11 protein-coding genes are annotated in these 17,432 nt (G+C 60.1%); 9 read left to right on the top strand and 2 right to left on the bottom strand.

Features of this window, described 5'->3' with window-relative positions; genetic code table 11:
- Positions 1–92: 92 nt before the first annotated feature.
- From nrdH to HMPREF2879_RS06545, 9 genes are all read left to right on the top strand, one after another.
- Entirely contained in the window at positions 93–317 is a 225-nt protein-coding gene (nrdH, locus tag HMPREF2879_RS06585) for a glutaredoxin-like protein NrdH (RefSeq protein ID WP_005505794.1), read from the top strand.
- 74 nt (positions 318–391) lie between these two features.
- Positions 392–922 (top strand): class Ib ribonucleoside-diphosphate reductase assembly flavoprotein NrdI, encoded by a 531-nt coding sequence (nrdI, locus tag HMPREF2879_RS06580; protein WP_049342045.1) that lies wholly within the window; start codon positions 392–394, stop codon positions 920–922.
- Positions 895–3,075 (top strand): class 1b ribonucleoside-diphosphate reductase subunit alpha, encoded by a 2,181-nt coding sequence (gene nrdE / locus HMPREF2879_RS06575; protein WP_049352869.1) that lies wholly within the window; start codon positions 895–897, stop codon positions 3,073–3,075. Before nrdI ends, nrdE begins: the two co-directional genes overlap by 28 nt.
- Before the next feature lie 146 nt (positions 3,076–3,221).
- The gene (gene nrdF / locus HMPREF2879_RS06570; RefSeq protein ID WP_049352870.1) at positions 3,222–4,199 is read left to right on the top strand and encodes a class 1b ribonucleoside-diphosphate reductase subunit beta; all 978 of its coding nucleotides are present in this window, start codon (positions 3,222–3,224) and stop codon (positions 4,197–4,199) included.
- A gap of 293 nt (positions 4,200–4,492) precedes the next feature.
- Entirely contained in the window at positions 4,493–5,542 is a 1,050-nt protein-coding gene (locus tag HMPREF2879_RS06565; RefSeq protein WP_049352871.1) for a zinc-dependent alcohol dehydrogenase family protein, read from the top strand.
- 232 nt (positions 5,543–5,774) lie between these two features.
- Entirely contained in the window at positions 5,775–7,487 is a 1,713-nt protein-coding gene (locus tag HMPREF2879_RS06560) for a formate--tetrahydrofolate ligase (protein ID WP_005508799.1), read from the top strand.
- A gap of 1,238 nt (positions 7,488–8,725) precedes the next feature.
- Positions 8,726–9,499 carry an MBL fold metallo-hydrolase gene (locus HMPREF2879_RS06555; RefSeq protein ID WP_049352872.1) on the top strand — a complete coding sequence of 258 codons (774 nt, stop codon included), beginning with the start codon at positions 8,726–8,728 and terminating at the stop codon, positions 9,497–9,499.
- Positions 9,500–9,639: 140 nt separating this feature from the next.
- On the top strand, positions 9,640–12,528 hold the full coding sequence (gene uvrA / locus HMPREF2879_RS06550) for an excinuclease ABC subunit UvrA (protein WP_070635078.1): 2,889 nt from the start codon (positions 9,640–9,642) through the stop codon (positions 12,526–12,528).
- A gap of 45 nt (positions 12,529–12,573) precedes the next feature.
- Positions 12,574–13,719 (top strand): GNAT family N-acetyltransferase, encoded by a 1,146-nt coding sequence (locus tag HMPREF2879_RS06545; RefSeq protein ID WP_070635077.1) that lies wholly within the window; start codon positions 12,574–12,576, stop codon positions 13,717–13,719.
- Between the two features lie 186 nt (positions 13,720–13,905).
- Here HMPREF2879_RS06545 and HMPREF2879_RS06540 read toward each other — a convergent pair whose 3' ends face one another.
- On the bottom strand, positions 13,906–15,387 hold the full coding sequence (locus HMPREF2879_RS06540) for a glycoside hydrolase family 1 protein (RefSeq protein WP_070635116.1): 1,482 nt from the start codon (positions 15,385–15,387) through the stop codon (positions 13,906–13,908).
- A 192-nt stretch (positions 15,388–15,579) separates the two neighbouring features.
- Positions 15,580–17,079: an anion permease gene (locus HMPREF2879_RS06535; protein WP_070635076.1), complete on the bottom strand. Its 1,500-nt coding sequence runs from the start codon at positions 17,077–17,079 to the stop codon at positions 15,580–15,582.
- Positions 17,080–17,432: the final 353 nt, after the last annotated feature.

The raw sequence follows: 17,432 nt of genomic DNA, 5'->3' as shown, positions 1-17,432 counted from the left end.
CGTAAATAACACGTGGTGAACCACCGACGAAACACGCCAGATTCATTCACGAGATAAGCCCGCCCGAGCGGGAGAAAGTAAGAGGCACTCCCATGGTAGTGACCGTGTACACCAAGCCCCAGTGCGTCCAGTGCAACATGACCTACCGCGCCCTCGACGCGAAGGGTATCAGCTACACCAAGGTTGATATCACCGAAGACGCTCAGGCCCTCGAAATGGTCAAGTCCCTCGGCTACATGCAGGCACCCGTCGTCATCGCAGGCGACGAGCACTGGTCCGGCTTCCAGCCCGACAAGATCAACGCTCTGGCAGCGTAACAACCCTGCCGAAACCCGTACAAACGGAAAATCGGCACGGAACCACACCGGCCCACGAGAATAAGGAGTACAGATTGAGTACCGCCCTCACGCCCAACCCCGTCGACGAGCACGCAGAAATCCGCAAGATTCTTATGGATGCACGCAATGCTTCCGAGGGTCGAGCGACCGAGGACGAACTGGACGATACAGCGCCACTCATCGTGTACTTCTCCTCCATCTCCGGTAACACCCACAAGTTCGTGGAGAAGATCCGTGCCCGCCGCCTCCGCCTGCCGCTGCGCACCGGCGAAGACACCCTCATTCTTGATGAGCCGTTCGTGCTCATCGTCCCCACCTACGGCAAGCCCGAAGGCGCCGGTAACGTTCCCCCGCAGGTGGTTAAATTCCTGAACGTGGAGCAGAATCGCCACCACATACTCGGTGTGATTGGCTCCGGCAACACCAACTTTGGTCCGCTCTTCGGTATCGCGGCAGACATTGTCGCCAAGAAGTGCGATGTGCCCGTGCTCTTCAAATTTGAGCTCATGGGCACCGATTCAGATGTAGAAAAAGTCAACGAAGGATTGGAAGCATTTTGGACGCAAAACTGCCCTCAGCACTAGAAACTCTCGGTGCGAGCCACAACGGCAAGAGCGTGCCCGAGAAGTTCAAGGGTATGAGCTACCACGAGCTGAACGCACTGCTGAACCTCTACGATGAGAACGGCCAGATTCAGTTCGATGCAGACCGTCAGGCGGCACGTCAGTACTTCCTGCAGCACGTCAACAACAACACCGTCTTCTTCCACGACCTGGAAGAGAAGATCGAGTACCTGATCGAGAACCAGTACTACGAGCCGGAACTCTTCGACAAGTACAACTTCCAGTTCATTAAGAACCTGTTCAAGCGCGCCTACGCCGTGAAGTTCCGCTTCCCGACCTTCCTGGGTGCCTTCAAGTTCTACACCTCCTACGCGCTCAAGACCTTCGACGGTCAGCGCTACCTGGAGCGTTTCGAAGACCGCGTCTGCATGGTCGCACTGCTGCTGGCAGAAGGCAACGAGAAGCTCGCCGAAGACATCGTCGACGAGATTATCTCCGGCCGTTTCCAGCCGGCAACCCCCACCTTCCTCAACGCAGGTAAGCGTCAGCGCGGCGAGCTCGTCTCCTGCTTCCTGCTGCGCATGGAAGACAACATGGAGTCCATCGGCCGCTCCATCAACTCTGCACTGCAGCTCTCTAAGCGCGGCGGCGGCGTGGCATTCGCCCTGACCAACCTGCGCGAGTCCGGTGCGCCCATTAAGAAGATTGAGAACCAGTCCTCGGGCGTTATCCCCGTCATGAAGCTGCTGGAAGACGCCTTCTCCTACGCAAACCAGCTCGGCGCACGTCAGGGTGCCGGTGCCGTGTACCTGCACGCACACCACCCCGACATCTACGCCTTCCTGGACACCAAGCGTGAGAACGCTGACGAGAAGATCCGCATCAAGACCCTCTCCCTGGGCGTTGTCATCCCCGACATCACCTTCGAGCTGGCGAAGAAGAACGAGGACATGTACCTCTTCTCCCCGTACGATGTGGAACGCATCTATGGCGTGCCCTTCTCCGACATCAACGTCTCCGAGAAGTACTACGAAATGGTCGACGATGCACGCATCACCAAGACCAAGATCAACGCGCGTGAGTTCTTCCAGACCATCGCAGAGATTCAGTTCGAGTCCGGCTACCCGTACGTGATGTTCGAAGACACCGTCAACCGCGCGAACCCCATCGCCGGTAAGGTCATCATGTCCAACCTGTGCTCCGAGATCCTGCAGGTTTCTGAACCGTCCACCTACCACGCTGACCTCGGCTACGAGACCGTCGGTAAGGACATCTCCTGCAACCTCGGCTCGCTGAACATTGCACTGACCATGGACGGCGACGATTTCGGCAAGACCGTGGAAACTGCGATTCGTTCGCTGACCTCCGTCTCCGACCAGTCTGACATCCGCTCCGTACCCTCCATCGAGCGCGGCAACGGCATGAGCCACGCCGTGGGTCTGGGCCAGATGAACCTGCACGGCTACCTGGCACGCGAGCACGTCTACTACGGTTCCGAAGAAGCACTGGACTTCACCAACATGTACTTCTACACCGTCGCCTACCACGCAATCCGCGCCTCCATGCAGATTGCTAAGGAACGCGGCCAGCGTTTCGAGGGCTTCGAGAACTCGAAGTACGCGTCCGGTGAGTTCTTCGCAAAGTACATTGAGAAGGAATGGGCACCGCAGACCGAGCGTACCCGCGAACTGTTCGCTAAGCACCACATCCCCACCCGTGAAGAGTGGATTCAGCTGGCTGCTGACGTGGCACAGTACGGTATGTACAACCAGAACCTGCAGGCTGTTCCGCCGACCGGCTCCATCTCCTACATCAACGGTTCGACCTCTTCGATTCACCCGATTGCTGCGAAGATTGAGATCCGCAAGGAAGGCAAGCTCGGCCGCGTCTACTACCCGGCGCCGTACATGACCAACGAGAACCTGGAGTACTACCAGGACTCCTACGAAATTGGTTACGAGAAGATCATCGACACCTACGCTGTGGCAACCCAGCACGTGGACCAGGGCCTGTCGCTGACCCTCTTCTTCCGCGATACCGCAACCACCCGCGATATCAACCGCGCCCAGATTTACGCATGGCGTAAGGGCATCAAGACCATCTACTACATCCGTCTGCGTCAGATGGCTCTTGAGGGTACCGAGGTTGAAGGCTGCGTATCCTGCATGCTCTAGCCCGAATGCTGTGACGCATTCAGCCTGAGCTGGCACACTATAACTAAAGACTGGAAGGGGCGGTTACGGTGAACACGCTCCCGCCTGCGCGACTGGCTGGGCGCGCGTGGGACCATAACCGCCCCTTAAGAATCGGAGAATTACTAATGAGTGAAAAGGTGAAGCTCGTCGACCACGTGGTCGAGGCTATCAACTGGAACCGTATTGAGGACGAGAAGGACCTTGAGGTTTGGGATCGTCTAACCGGTAACTTCTGGCTACCGGAGAAGGTGCCGCTGAGCAACGACGTGCCCTCCTGGAAGACCCTGACCGAGGAAGAGAAGCAGCTGACCATGCGCGTCTTCACCGGTCTGACCCTGCTGGACACCATCCAGGGTACTGTCGGTGCTGTGTCCCTGCTGCCGGACGCTGTGACCGCGCACGAAGAGGCCGTGTACACCAACATTGCGTTCATGGAGTCCGTGCACGCAAAGTCGTACTCCTCGATCTTCTCGACTCTCGCCTCCACCAAGGAGATTGACGAGGCGTTCCGCTGGGCTTCTGAGAATGAGCACCTGCAGAAGAAGGCGAAGATTGTTCTGTCCTACTACACCGGTGACGACCCGCTGAAGAAGAAGGTTGCCTCCACTCTGCTGGAGTCCTTCCTGTTCTACTCGGGCTTCTACCTGCCCATGTACTGGTCTTCGCACGCGAAGCTGACTAACACCGCTGACCTGATTCGTCTGATTATTCGTGACGAGGCAGTGCACGGCTACTACATTGGCTACAAGTTCCAGCGCGGCCTGGCAAAGGAGTCCGCGGAGCGTCAGGCAGAGCTGAAGGAGTACACCTTCAACCTGCTGTACGAACTGTACGAGAACGAGGTGGCGTACACCCACTCCCTGTATGACGGTGTGGGTTGGAGTGAGGACGTTAAGAAGTTCCTGCACTACAACGCTAACAAGGCTCTGATGAACCTGGGCTACGAGCCGATGTTCCCGGCGTCCGTGACTAACGTGTCCCCGGCGATCCTGTCGGCGCTGTCCCCGAACGCTGATGAGAATCACGACTTCTTCTCCGGTTCCGGCTCTTCCTACGTGATTGGTAAGGCCGTGAACACCGAGGACGAGGACTGGGACTTCTAAGCCCCTTCTCGTCTCGAGATATAAGGCTGAGATAACCGACCCCCGCGTGTCCACTGTGGATGCGCGGGGGTTCCGCCGTTTAACCGGGCTATTTAACGTGCCAGGATGCCCAGGCTTCCCCGGTATAACCTGGCGCGGAAGCGGCGGAGAAGCAGGGGAGTAGGAGCGGTCTTTCTGGTTCCGGTTGTCGGAATTTTTACCTTCACCCCGTAGCATAAAAAATTATTGATATATCGGGGTGCGGGGCGTACTCTGATACGACTAACTATCAACGCAGATTTGAAAGGAACATCATGCGTTCAGTTGTTATGGAAGCCCCCGGCAAGGTCGTCGTCAACGAAGTTGAGAAGCCGACCCTGCTCGAACCCACCGACGCCATCATCAAGCTCGCAGCATCCTGCATCTGCGGCTCCGACCTGTGGCCCTACCGCGGCGCAGACGCAAAGCCCGTCGACCACCGGGCAATGGGCCACGAATACATCGGCGAAGTCGTCGAAGTAGGCTCCGAGGTCACCACCGTAGCCCCCGGCGACTTCGTCGTAGGCTCCTTCTGCATCTCCTGCGGCGAATGCGAAACCTGCACCGCAGGCTACCCCTCCCGCTGCCTCAAGGCAATCGCGGCAGGCGACACTTACATCGGCATGCGCTCCAACGGCACCCAGGCAGAATACGCCCGCGTACCCTTCGCAGACGGCACCCTCGTCAAGACCCCCGCAGCCCCCACCGAAGAGCAGATCCCGCACCTGATGGCGGCATCCGACGTGCTCGGCACCGGCTGGTACGCAGCAGACGCAGCGCAGGCAGGCCCCGGCAAGACCATCGTCGTTGTTGGCGACGGTGCAGTCGGTCTGAGCGCAGTCATCGGCGCTAAGCAGCTCGGCGCAGAGAAGATCATCATCATGTCCCGCAACCCCGAACGTCAGGCTCTCGCTAAGGCATTCGGCGCAACCCACATCGTGGAAGAGCGCGGCGAAGAGGGCATCGCCAAGGTCATGGAGCTCACCGACGGCGTGGGCGCACACGGCGTTGCGGAGGCTGTCGGCACCCAGCAGTCCTTCGACCAGGCTCTCGGCTGCGTACGCCACGGCGGCTACATCGGCTTCGTGGGCGTGCCGCACGACAGCTCCATCGGCACCGATAAGCTCTTCGGCAAGCAGGTTCACCTGGAGGGTGGCCCCGCCCCCGTGCGTAAGTACCTGCCGACCCTCATCGACCTGATTTACAAGGGCGAAATTGAGCCCGGTAAGGTATTCGACCTGGTTCTGCCCATCGACGAGGCGGCTAAGGGTTACGAGGCAATGGACCAGCGTACCGCCACCAAGGTTCTGCTGACCATGCCGTAATAGCCGGTCGTATCGCCGTTCTTATGCCGGTTCCTGTACCGGTAGCCCGGCGTGTATGCGCTACTAATCCCCGCACCGATCCTGCCGCTCCACGTGAGTGTAGGGTGCCGGTTGCGGGGATTAGTGCATTAAAAATTGGGTTTATTTGCCACCTTTCGGCGAGGTGAGGGACAAATGAGTGAGCCAAGGCATAGAATAAAAGAGCATGATTCGTACAACTCGAAGGATGACAATGACGAAGAAGCCTTTCCCTTCCGACCTCGAAATCGCACTTGCCGCCGATCTTTGGCCTATTAACAAGATCGCAGCAGACAACGGCATCAGCGAAGATCGCCTTGAACCCTACGGCAAGTATGTCGCTAAGGTCCTCCTCGACGAAACCACCAACGCAGAGACCGCCCGCAAGCGCGGCTCCAAGTACATCGTGGTTACCGCAGTCACCCCCACCCCGCTCGGTGAAGGTAAGACCGCAACCTCCGTCTCCCTCGCACAGGGCTTCGCCCAGACCGGCCGCAAGGCAATCCTGGCTCTGCGTCAGCCCGCAATGGGCCCGACCTTCGGCATCAAGGGCGGCGCAGCAGGCGGCGGCTACTCCCAGATCGTTCCCATGGAGAAGCTGAACCTGCACCTGACCGGCGACTTCCACGCCGTCACCGCAGCGCACAACCTGCTTGCCGCCATGATCGACAACCACCTGCACCACGGCAACGAGCTGCGCATCGACCCGCGCGCAATCGAGTGGCGCCGCGTTATCGACATGAACGACCGCTCCCTGCGCAACATCGTCGTGGGCCTGGGCGAACGCATGGACGGCGTGGTCCGCGAGACCGGTTTCGACATCACCAGCGCCTCCGAAATCATGGTGATTCTCTCGCTGGCAACCTCCTTCAAGGACCTGCGCGAGCGCCTGGCAAAGATCGTGATCGGCCTGAACTACGACGGCGAGCCCGTCACCGCAGCCGACCTGAAGGCTGACGGCGCAATGTCCGTCATCCTGGCAGACGCAATCAACCCGAACCTGCTGCAGACCCTGGAGCACACCCCCGCGCTGATTCACGCGGGCCCCTTCGGTAACATCGCAACCGGTAACTCCTCCGTGGTCGCAGACTACGTTGGTCTGGAGTACTCCGACTACGTGATTACCGAGGCTGGCTTCGGTGCCGACATGGGTGCGGAGCGTTTCTTCAACGTCAAGTGCCGCGTTTCCGGCCTGAAGCCGGACGCAGCAGTGCTCGTCGTGACCGTGCGCTCCCTGAAGTCCCACTCCGGCCTGTACAAGATCGTTCCGGGCAAGCCCCTGCCCGAAGGCATGCTGCAGGAAAGCCCCTCCGACGTGGAGAAGGGTGCAGAGAACCTGAAGAAGCACATCGAGATTGTGCGCAACTTCGGTGTTCAGCCGGTCGTGGCAATCAACGCCTTCCCGACCGACTTCGAGTCCGAGCACGAGACCATCCGTCGTATCGCTGAGGAAGCTGGCGCTCGCGTCGCTATCCACCGCGGTGTGGCTGAGGGTGGTAAGGGCACCACCGACCTGGCGGACGTGGTTGCTGAGGCATGTGACGACGTTTCGGATCTGAAGTACACCTACGATCTTGAGGACTCCATCGAGACCAAGATTGAGAAGGTTGCGACCAAGGTCTACGGCGCGGACGGCATCTCCATCGCTCCCGCCGCCGCTAAGCAGCTGAAGCGTTTTGCTGAGCTGGGCTACTCGCACCTGCCCGTGGTTATCGCGAAGACCCACCTGTCCATCTCTTCGGATGCAACTCTGAAGGGCGCACCGACCGGCTGGACCCTGCCCGTGCGCGAGGTTCGCCTGGCTGCAGGTGCTGGCTACGTCTACGCTATCTGCGGCACCATGCGCACCATGCCGGGTCTGAGCAAGAGCCCCGCAGCTGAGCGCATCGGCTTCGACGAGAACGGCGTGATGGTCGGCCTGTCCTAAAGCGGCTGTTCCAGCTGATTTATAGCTAGTGGAGGCGGCGCTCCTTCCCCACAGCGGGGGAGGGGCGCCGCCTTTGCTGTGCCCTATGGTGCTCTCTGTAGTGATTATAAGGGGAAGTAGAGTACCTGAAAACGGGGGAGTGAAGGATTCTGAAACCCCTGGTGGAGGGGTCTTTCAACCTTTCATTGAGGCTTCTAGAGCGCCTGTTTTGAGGGTGAAATTGGTACGTGCTGGTTAATAATTGGGCTCTATTTGTGCTTAAAGGTCAGGTTTTATTAAACAATCTATAGAGGTTGATTTTTTAGTGACACACTGTCTTGCATTTTGTGAAAATACGGCATTGACTAGGTATTTTGCTTTTTGAAAGGGGTTTTAATGGGTGCACTCAGTGAACCTGAATGTGGGGCTGATGTTATTGTTTTGTAATAAAACCTCTACTTTAGGGGGTACCTACAGGGGTAAAACAGACCAATTGATTTTGCCCCCGTGCGAATAATTGTGCAGATTTTGAACGGTGAGCGGTACATTTTTTCCTACTCATGAAGTTGCAAGTACTTGAAGATACTTTCACCTTAACCCTCTACTTCCGCGGAATACCGGGCTAAAACTGGGTATTGAACCTTTGGGATTGCCGAGTGTGAAGCTTAAGTTAAAGGTGCACCGAAGTGCCAAAAGAGGGAAAATCTAAAATTATTTTGGGTGAAATAAGTCACACTAAAACTCGAAAAAAATGAAATTGGTACGTATGGATACCCTAAAAAACACCTGTTTTTATTACAGAATGATTACATTGAGGTGCGGGTCACTAAATCCCGCTCTCCGTACCAAATTGAGCGGTAAAACAGCCCCCAAAAAGTTCGCTACTATTGAGTCATCAAGTAATCGTGAGATTTCCAAAGTCCTCGGGTTGCTTGTGTTTGAGTGAGTGATAGATACCCCTGGGTGTCATGAGAAGCGACTGTGTATCGATGCGCAGTCGCTTCTCTGTTTAACTTTTGAATTTCGCTGTTTGAATTTCACTGGACCCTCAGCCGGGCGGAATCCAGTCGGAACCTAATCCGCGCTGAACCCAATCTGTACTGAGCGTGCTCCAGAATCTGTTCCCTGTGCATCCCGCACATGCATCCCGCACACATGCAACCCGTACATGTATCCCGCGCGTTCAACGCCGAATGCGCTGATAGGGGAGCGAACCGCATAGGCGCATGCTGTGCGGTCACAACCCCTACACTGGAACTATGACTACTTACCCCGAACCCACCCTCATCTTTGAGAACCCCGAACTGACCGTCCGTGCGTTCAGCGTCTCCGAGATGGACAACAGCGTCTACCTCATCACCATGCGCGCCACCGGCGAGCAGGTGCTCATCGACCCTGCAGACGACGCAGAAGAACTCTACGCTTTCACTCTCGACGCGCTCCTGAATGACTGCCCGCAGCTTGAACTGGCAGACGGCGAAGAACGCCGCGTGCGCGTCATGGAGAAGGAAGAGGACTTCAACTCCATCAGGCCCCGCGCAATCGGTCTGACCGGCATCCTGGTCACCCACGGCCACTGGGACCACATCCGCGCTATTAAGGAGCTCGACCACCTCACCGGTGCCGTGACCTCCGCGGGTGCAGCTGATGCCGCCGCTATTAAGGAGCAGGAAGACTACACCGTCGAAGAAGAGCTGACCGGCGGTGAAAGCTTCGACTTCTACCTCTCTGATACCGTCATCCGCGCCCTGCACGTGCCCGGTCACACCCCCGGATCCATCGTCTACACCCTCGAAACCACCTGGGAAGACGGCACTCCCGCAACCCTGCTGTTCACCGGCGACGCCCTCTTCCCCGGCGGCGTGGGCAAGACCGACTCCCCGCAGCAGTTCGGTGAGCTCTTCTCCAACGTGCTCGAAAAACTCTTCGGAGGCTTCGAAGACGACGCCATCGTACTGCCCGGCCACGGCCGCTCTACCACCCTCGGCGACGAGCGCCCCCACCTGGAAGAGTGGGGAACCCGCGGCTGGTAGGCCGCACTTGATGAATTGCGCCTCCTAGTCCACCTCATATAAGTACTGCACCCTCATGCCTTCACCCGCCGCATAATCCCGCTGGTGAAAGGCGTGAGGGTGTAGAATTTAAGTTCGAAGATAAGACGAAAGGATTTTCGATGACACCCCGCCCGGCACACGGTAGCACCGCACTCAAAGCGAACGATCTGACCAGCATCCGGGTTCAGGGTGCCCGCGAAAACAACCTCAAGAACGTAGACCTCACCATTCCGCGTGATGCGATGGTCGTCTTCACCGGCCTCTCCGGTTCCGGTAAGTCCTCCCTCGCCTTCGATACCATCTTTGCGGAAGGTCAGCGCCGCTACGTCGAGTCGCTGTCCTCCTATGCGCGTATGTTCCTGGGCCAGGTCGACAAGCCCGACGTAGACTTCATCGAAGGCCTCTCGCCGGCGGTGTCCATCGACCAGAAGTCCACCTCCAAAAACCCGCGCTCGACCGTCGGTACTATCACCGAAATCTACGACTACATGCGTCTGCTCTGGGCGCGCATCGGCCACCCGCACTGCCCCGAATGCGGCGAAGAAATAACCCAGCAGACCCCGCAGCAGATTGTGGACATTCTGCAGGAGTACCCCGAACGCACTCGCCTGCAGATCCTCGCGCCCGTCGTCAGCGCACGTAAGGGCGAGTTCGTGGACCTCTTCAAGGACCTGCTCACCCAGGGCTACTCGCGTGCCCGCGTGGACGGCGAAACCGTGCAGCTCTCCGACCCGCCCAAGCTCGCCAAGCAGTACAAGCACACCATCGAGGTGGTCGTCGACCGCATCGTCATTAAGGACGGTATTCACCAGCGCCTCACCGACTCCATCGAAACCGCGCTCAAGCTCGCCGACGGCCGCGTGCTCATCGACTTCGTGGACCGCGAGCAGGACGACCCCGAACGCACCCGCTCTTTCAGCGAAAACCTCGCCTGCCCCAATAATCACCCGCTGCAGATCGACACCATCGAGCCGCGCGCCTTCTCCTTCAACTCGCCGTTCGGCGCGTGTAGCGCCTGCGACGGCATCGGCTCTCGCCTGGAAGTAGACACCGAACTGCTCGTACCCAATCCCGACCTGACCCTCGGCGAGGGCGCTATCGCTCCCTGGTCGCAGGGCAAAGCAACCACCGAATACTGGTTGCGCCTGCTCGCAGGCCTGGGGGAGGAGCTCGGCTTCGACCTGAACCCCCCCTTCAAGGACCTGCCCGCCAAGACCCGCGCCGCCATTCTGGACGGCAAGGACTACAAGGTTGAGGTGTCCTACCGCAACCGATTCGGCCGCGAACGCCGCTACACCTCCGGGTTCGAAGGCGTGAAGGCGTACATCAAGCGCAAGCACGAAGAAACCGAATCGGACTTCGCCCGCGACCGCTACGAACAGTACATGCGCCAGGTTGCCTGCCCCTCCTGCGGTGGCGCGCGCCTGAACCCGACCATCCTTGGCGTGAAGGTTGGCGGCCAGTCCATCGCAGACATCACCGACCTGTCCCTGGCTGACGCGCTCGCCTTCGTGCGCGGCCTGCAGCTCAGCGCCCGCGAAGCCAAGATTGGCGAGCAGGTCCTCAAAGAAATTGACGCGCGCCTGCAGTTCCTGCTGGATGTGGGCCTGGACTACCTGACCCTCTCACGCTCCGCCGGTACGCTCTCCGGCGGTGAGGCGCAGCGCATCCGCCTCGCAACCCAGATTGGTTCCGGCCTGGTCGGCGTGCTCTACGTGCTCGACGAGCCCTCCATCGGTCTGCATCAGCGTGATAACCGCCGCCTCATCGAAACCCTGACCAAGCTGCGCGATATGGGCAATACGCTTATCGTGGTTGAGCATGACGAAGACACCATGCGCGAAGCCGACTGGATCGTGGACGTAGGACCCGGCGCCGGCGAACACGGCGGCGAAATCGTGCACTCCGGCAGCTTTGAAGAGTTGCTGAAGAACACCAAGTCCATTACCGGCGACTACATGGCTGGCCGCCGCAGCATTGAGGTGCCCGCATCCCGCCGCCCCGTGGACAAGGAACGTCAGCTGACCGTGCGCGGCGCCCGCGAAAACAACCTCAAGAACGTGACTGTGTCCTTCCCGCTGGGCGTGTTCACCGCGGTGACCGGTGTTTCCGGCTCGGGTAAGTCCACCCTCGTCAACGACATTCTGTACACCTCCCTGGCGAACAAGCTCAACGGCGCTAAGCAGGTACCCGGCCGCCACAAGAGCATCGACGGGCTGGAACACCTGGACAAGGTCATTCACGTGGACCAGTCGCCCATCGGTCGCACCCCGCGTTCGAACCCCGCCACCTACACCGGCGTGTTCGACCACATCCGCAAGCTGTTCGCAGAGACCAGCGAAGCGAAAATGCGCGGCTACACCCCGGGTCGATTCTCCTTCAACGTCAAGGGCGGCCGCTGCGAGGACTGCTCCGGCGACGGCACCCTGAAAATTGAAATGAACTTCCTGCCGGACGTGTACGTACCCTGCGAAACCTGCCACGGCAAGCGCTACAACCGTGAAACCCTCGAAGTGCACTACAAAGGCAAGACCATTGCCGACGTACTCGAAATGCCCGTGGAGGAGGCCGCCGAGTTCTTCGCCGCCTTCACTCCGATTGCGCGCCACCTGAACACCCTCGTGGACGTGGGCCTGGGCTACATTCGCTTGGGCCAGCCCGCAACCACCCTCTCCGGTGGTGAAGCGCAGCGCGTGAAGCTCGCAACCGAACTGCAGAAGCGCTCCAACGGCCGCTCCATCTACGTGCTGGACGAGCCGACCACCGGCCTGCACTTTGAAGACATCCGCAAGCTACTCGCCGTGCTGCAATCGCTGGTTGACAAGGGCAATAGCGTCATCACCATCGAGCACAACCTGGACGTGGTCAAGTGCGCCGACTGGATTATCGACATGGGCCCCGAAGGCGGTAGCGGCGGCGGCACCGTCATCGCCGAGGGCACCCCGGAGCAGGTGGCTCAGGTGAAGGGCTCGCACACCGGCGCGTTCCTTGCTGAGATCCTGAGCTAGCCGAAATCCTGAACTAGTCAAAAATTTGCCCTAGAGGAAACCTACGTGACTGATACTCAAGGAACCGAATCTGCCCGGGGAGCTCAAGCAACCCGTGGCGCTGTGAACCGGGGAGTCGTGAATCGGGGTGCCGTGACCACCCTGGACCGGGCGCGGCACATCCTGCACACCCAGCTGGAGGCGGACTTCTGCCAGGCACCCGGCTCGATTAGCCGCGCCCTCGAAGAGCTACGCGACTACCCGGATGCCGAGAGCCTGCCGCTGCTCGCCACCGTGCAGCCTCCCTCCGAGAAGATGGGTGCCGCACGCCGCCGCAACGACGACATCTGGGAGTTGCGCGTCGCCAACTACGCGAGCGTTGGCATTCTCTGCGCCAAACATCCGCGTGTGCTGGAGAAGGCGATTGACTACATGCTCGGCGACCAGTCGAACTGGTTGGGCGACTACGCGCAGCTTCGCCAGCTCAACGAACTGCTCACCCCCTACACCCAGCAGGTCAGCGGCACGAGTATCTACTACACGCCCGGCCGCGCCCTGCTGAACTCGGTCGTACCGGAGGGCGTGCAGGCGCAGGAGGTCAAGTGTGCCGTGCCCGGTGTGGGTATGATGCGTCGCGTTGACCCCGCCGAGCTGAAGGCAGCGCTACTTGCCGAAATCACCGGCGAGCGCACTATTCGTAGGGAAGCAAATGCCTCCGCCGGTGCCCTTGAGGTTGACCCGGAGGACACCGAGACGCGCGTAACCCGCCTGCGCGTGGAGCTGCTGGACGCTGAGCAGATTGAGCGTTTCCGCGGGGATAAGCGCTACTCGAACGCGCTGGGCTTTAGCGTGACCCGCCCGGATGTGCTGGTGCTCGCCGCATACCCGGTGGAAGAGGATGCAGCTGATGTACCCGCGGCGGGGGAGAGCGACCCTGCGCTCGCAGACCCTATCGCCCTCGTGGGTGTGAGCGACGATTCGCCGATAATGCGCCAAATCGGTATCGATGTGCTGCCCGCCTGGCGCGGCGCCGGCATCGCCAGCGTGCTGGTGCGTGATGCCGCACGTCTGACCCTGGCGGAAGGGTACCTGCCGTTCTACGGTACGAGCCCCTCGCACATCCTCTCGCAGAGGGTCGCGATGAACGCCGGGCTGGTGCCGACCTGGTGGGAGTACGTCTCGACCAGCCTGAATGACCTGCCCATGGACTAGGTTTGCTTACAGACTAGATTTGCCCGCGCTAGGCATAACGGACATGCGCAAAAGCCCCCGAGATTCAGAGTCTCGGGGGCCTTTTGTCGCTGGTTTCGCGGGGCTCAGGCTTACGAGGGGGCCTGAGTTTCACGCGCCGTGAATTTCGCGTGCTAGTTTCGCGGGGCGGGGGTAGAACCTGACCGGTTACAGCTCCGCGCCGTTGCTGGCAATCACCTCGCGGTACCAGTGGAAGGACTTCTTACGGTAGCGCTCCAGGGTGCCGGAGCCATCGTCGTTGCGGTCCACGTAGATGAACCCGTAGCGCTTGGACATCTGCGCGGTCGAGGCGCTAATCATGTCGATGCAGCCCCATGTGGTGTAGCCGAGCACGTTCACGCCGTCCTCGATGGCTTCACGCACCGCGCGCAGGTGCTGGCGCAGGTAGTCGATGCGGTAGTCATCCTCCACGGTGAGCTCACCGTTCACCTCAACCAGTTCGTCGCGGGCGCCCAGGCCGTTCTCCACGATGAATAGCGGCTTCTGCCAGCGGTCCCAATACTGGTTGAGGACCACGCGCAGGCCGGTCGGGTCGATCTGCCAGCCCCATTCGCTGGAGGGCAGGGTCGGGTTCGCCACGCCACCGAGGATGTTGCCCTCGCCGCGCTCGCCTCGTGCCGGGTCGCCGGTCGCGCAGGTGGACATGTAGTAGCTGAACGACACGAAATCCACAGTGTTCTTCAGGTCCTCGCGGTCCTGCTCGGTGATGTTCAGCTCCACGCCCTTCTCACGCAGGGCACGCAGGAAGTAGCCGGGGTATGCGCCGCGCACGTGCACGTCACCGAATGCGAAGTTCGCCTGTTCCGTCTGCATGGCGGCGAGTACGTCGGCGGGGTCGGGGGTGAGCGGGTAGGTGGGCATGGCAAGAATCATGCAGCCGACCTGCGCGCCGGGTGCCAGTTCGCGTGCCGCAGCGGTGGCGCGTGCGGAGGCGACCAGCTCGTGGTGCATCGCCTGGTACAGGTCTGCATCGCTGAGCTGATCCGCCGGGGTGTTAATGCCGCCGGACATGAACGGCAGATGCAGCATCGAGTTGATTTCGTTGAAGGTCAGCCAGTACTTCACGCGCTCGCCGTAGCGGGCGAACACGGTGCGGGCGTAGCGTTCGTAGAAGCCGATGAGTTCGCGGCTGGTCCAGCCGTTGTACTGTTCGACCAGGTGCAGCGGGGTTTCGTAGTGGCTGAGGGTGATGAGCGGCTCCATGCCGTGCTTTTCGAGCTCGTCAAGCACGCGGTCGTAGAAAGCGAGGCCCGCCTCGTTCGGGGTTTCTTCGTCGCCGCGGGGGAAGATACGCGACCAGGCGATGGAGAAGCGGAAGACCTTGAAACCCATCTCCGCGAGCAGGGCGATGTCTTCGCGGTAGCGGTGGTAGAAGTCGATGCCTTCCAGCTTGAGGTTGTCCTCGGTGGGTTCCGCGGTGCGCGGGTGCAGGCCGCCGGCGGGCAGCACATCCTGCAGGCTGGGGCCCTTGCCGTCTTCGTTCCAAGCACCCTCGAACTGGTTGGCGGCGGTGGCGCCTCCGAAGAGGAACCCGTCAGGGAACGCGCCGAGCGGCTGCGGCTCGGTCAGCGCCGGGTTGGAGTTGGGCAAAGAGGTAGTCTGGGCGGTGATGTGCTGGTCCTGATGCACGGCATCCTCCAAGGTGCTTTAGGTCTTTCTTCTACCCTAGCGGAGGGGGTGGGGGATTGCTAGGTTATGCGCTGTTTTGGGACGTTAGCGGGCGCGCAAAAGCCCGGTGTTCTCACACGAAAATTCACGTGAGAACACCGGGCTTTCTACAGCGCTTTTACGCTGAGCTAGGCCGCCGCGGGGCCTGCGCTATTAGTTGGCGAAGCCGAGCGCGAACAGCCACGCGGTACCGACTACGCCCCAGACGACGAGGTTCACGATAGCCGCCATGAAGCCGATCTTGAACCATTCGCCCACACTGAAGTAGCCGGAACCGTAGTACACGCCCGCAGGGCCGGAGGCGTAGTGGGTGATGCCGCCAATCAGGTTGCCCATGAAGCCGAGGAACAGCGCCGCGAACATCGGCGGAACACCGGCAGCTACCGCCGCACCGAGGAATACTGCGTACAGTGCAACAATCTGGGCGGTGTTCGAAGCGAACATGTAGTGGATGAAGAAGTACGCCAGAACCAGAATCGCGAACGCCATGGGCCATGCCATGCCGCTGACGCTGTGCGCCGCCTGCTGACCGATCCAGTCGACGACCTTGAGCTTCTTCAGGTGGTCTGCCATGCCGACGAGCACGGCGAAGAAGATGAGGGTGGACCATGCGCTGGAGTTCTTCGCCATGTCCTTCCATGTCAGGACCTTAGTCACCAGCAGAATTGCGATGCCGAAGAATGCGGCGCTGGTGGCGTCAATACCCAGGGCGGTGCCGGTAATCCACAGGACCAGCAGCAGCACGAAAGTGCCGAGCATAATCCATTCCTTGGAGCTCATGGGGCCCATTTCGTGCAGTTCCTGGCGGGCGTGCTCGGGTGCGTCCGGGGTCTTCTTGATGGTCGGCGGGTAAATCTTCGACATGATCCACGGCATGACAATCAGCGCGGCAAGACCGGGAACGATGGCGGCCAGGGCCCAGGTACCCCAGTCGAGGTTGATGTTGTGGTCGTGCGCGAACTTCTGCGCCAGCGGGTTGCCCGCCATTGCGGTCAGGAACATGGCGGAGGTGATGGTGTTGACCTGCGCCTCAGTCATGAGCAGGTAGGAGCCGAGCTTACGACGCGATTCGGGAGTTTCGTTGGTTGAGCCGTTGACCTCGGAGAGGGAACGGATAATCGGGTAAATCACGCCACCGGCACGCGCAGTGTTGGAGGGGGTGGCGGGGGCGAGAACCAGGTCGGTGATTGCCATACCGTAGGACAGGCCGAGGGAGGACTTGCCGAGTGCACGCACGAACAGCAGTGCGATGCGCTTGCCCAGGCCGGTGATGAGGAAGCCGTCGGCGATGAAGAAGGCGGCCACGATAATCCAGATGGAGGAGTTGCCGAAGCCGGTCAGTGCCTCGTTCTTTGCCGCCATGGTGCCGGTAATCATTGCGGCGCCCAGGCCGACGAGCGCCACGGACGGGGTGGGCAGCGGCTGCAGGATCAGGCCGAGGATGGTGCCGACGAAGATGGCGAGCATGTGCATGCCGCGCGGGTCGACGCCTTCGGGGGCGGGAACAAACCAGATGGCGAGGGTCGCTACGAGGATGATGGCAACGTGCAGAATCAGCTTGTTTCGCTGTTTGCGGGCTGCGCTCACCTCCTGGCCGTTCACCTCCGGATTGGATGCGGCAGCGGCTGCTGCTGTGTTGGTGGACTGTGTCATGTCCGTACTCCTTATGAAACGTACAGTTTGGTCCGTGGTGGGTGGTTCCGCCACGGTGCGCGTTTCTTCTGCGTTGTCATGCTGTGTTGTGTACTTATGGCAACGTGTGGGATGCCACGTAGTCTTTTAATCGTAATGGTTTGGATTCACGGAGTGAAGAAAATCGGCATAAAAAATGTGAATATGGCGGGATGTATTGGCGGCTGGGATTCCGCGGGGTATCGGCGATGATTTTGCACAGATTCAAGGGGGAATCGGTGTGAGGCGTAGCGGGCGAGTGCCGCCTCCTGAACTACTTCCGGGCTGCCTCTGGGGCGCCTACAGGTCGCTCCTGAGACGCCCCGCCGACCACG

Source organism: Rothia sp. HMSC069C04, assembly GCF_001812895.1.
Lineage (GTDB): Bacteria > Actinomycetota > Actinomycetes > Actinomycetales > Micrococcaceae > Rothia.
Note: the sequence above shows the minus strand (reverse complement) of the source record. Positions and strands in the feature narration are given on the sequence as shown.

Coding starts and splice junctions, on each gene's coding strand:
- HMPREF2879_RS06535 (WP_070635076.1), bottom strand. CDS start 17,079: ATGACACAGTCCACCAACACAGCAGCAGCCGCTGCCGCATCCAATCCG.
- HMPREF2879_RS06565 (WP_049352871.1), top strand. CDS start 4,493: ATGCGTTCAGTTGTTATGGAAGCCCCCGGCAAGGTCGTCGTCAACGAA.
- HMPREF2879_RS06560 (WP_005508799.1), top strand. CDS start 5,775: ATGACGAAGAAGCCTTTCCCTTCCGACCTCGAAATCGCACTTGCCGCC.
- nrdF (WP_049352870.1), top strand. CDS start 3,222: ATGAGTGAAAAGGTGAAGCTCGTCGACCACGTGGTCGAGGCTATCAAC.
- HMPREF2879_RS06555 (WP_049352872.1), top strand. CDS start 8,726: ATGACTACTTACCCCGAACCCACCCTCATCTTTGAGAACCCCGAACTG.
- nrdH (WP_005505794.1), top strand. CDS start 93: ATGGTAGTGACCGTGTACACCAAGCCCCAGTGCGTCCAGTGCAACATG.
- uvrA (WP_070635078.1), top strand. CDS start 9,640: ATGACACCCCGCCCGGCACACGGTAGCACCGCACTCAAAGCGAACGAT.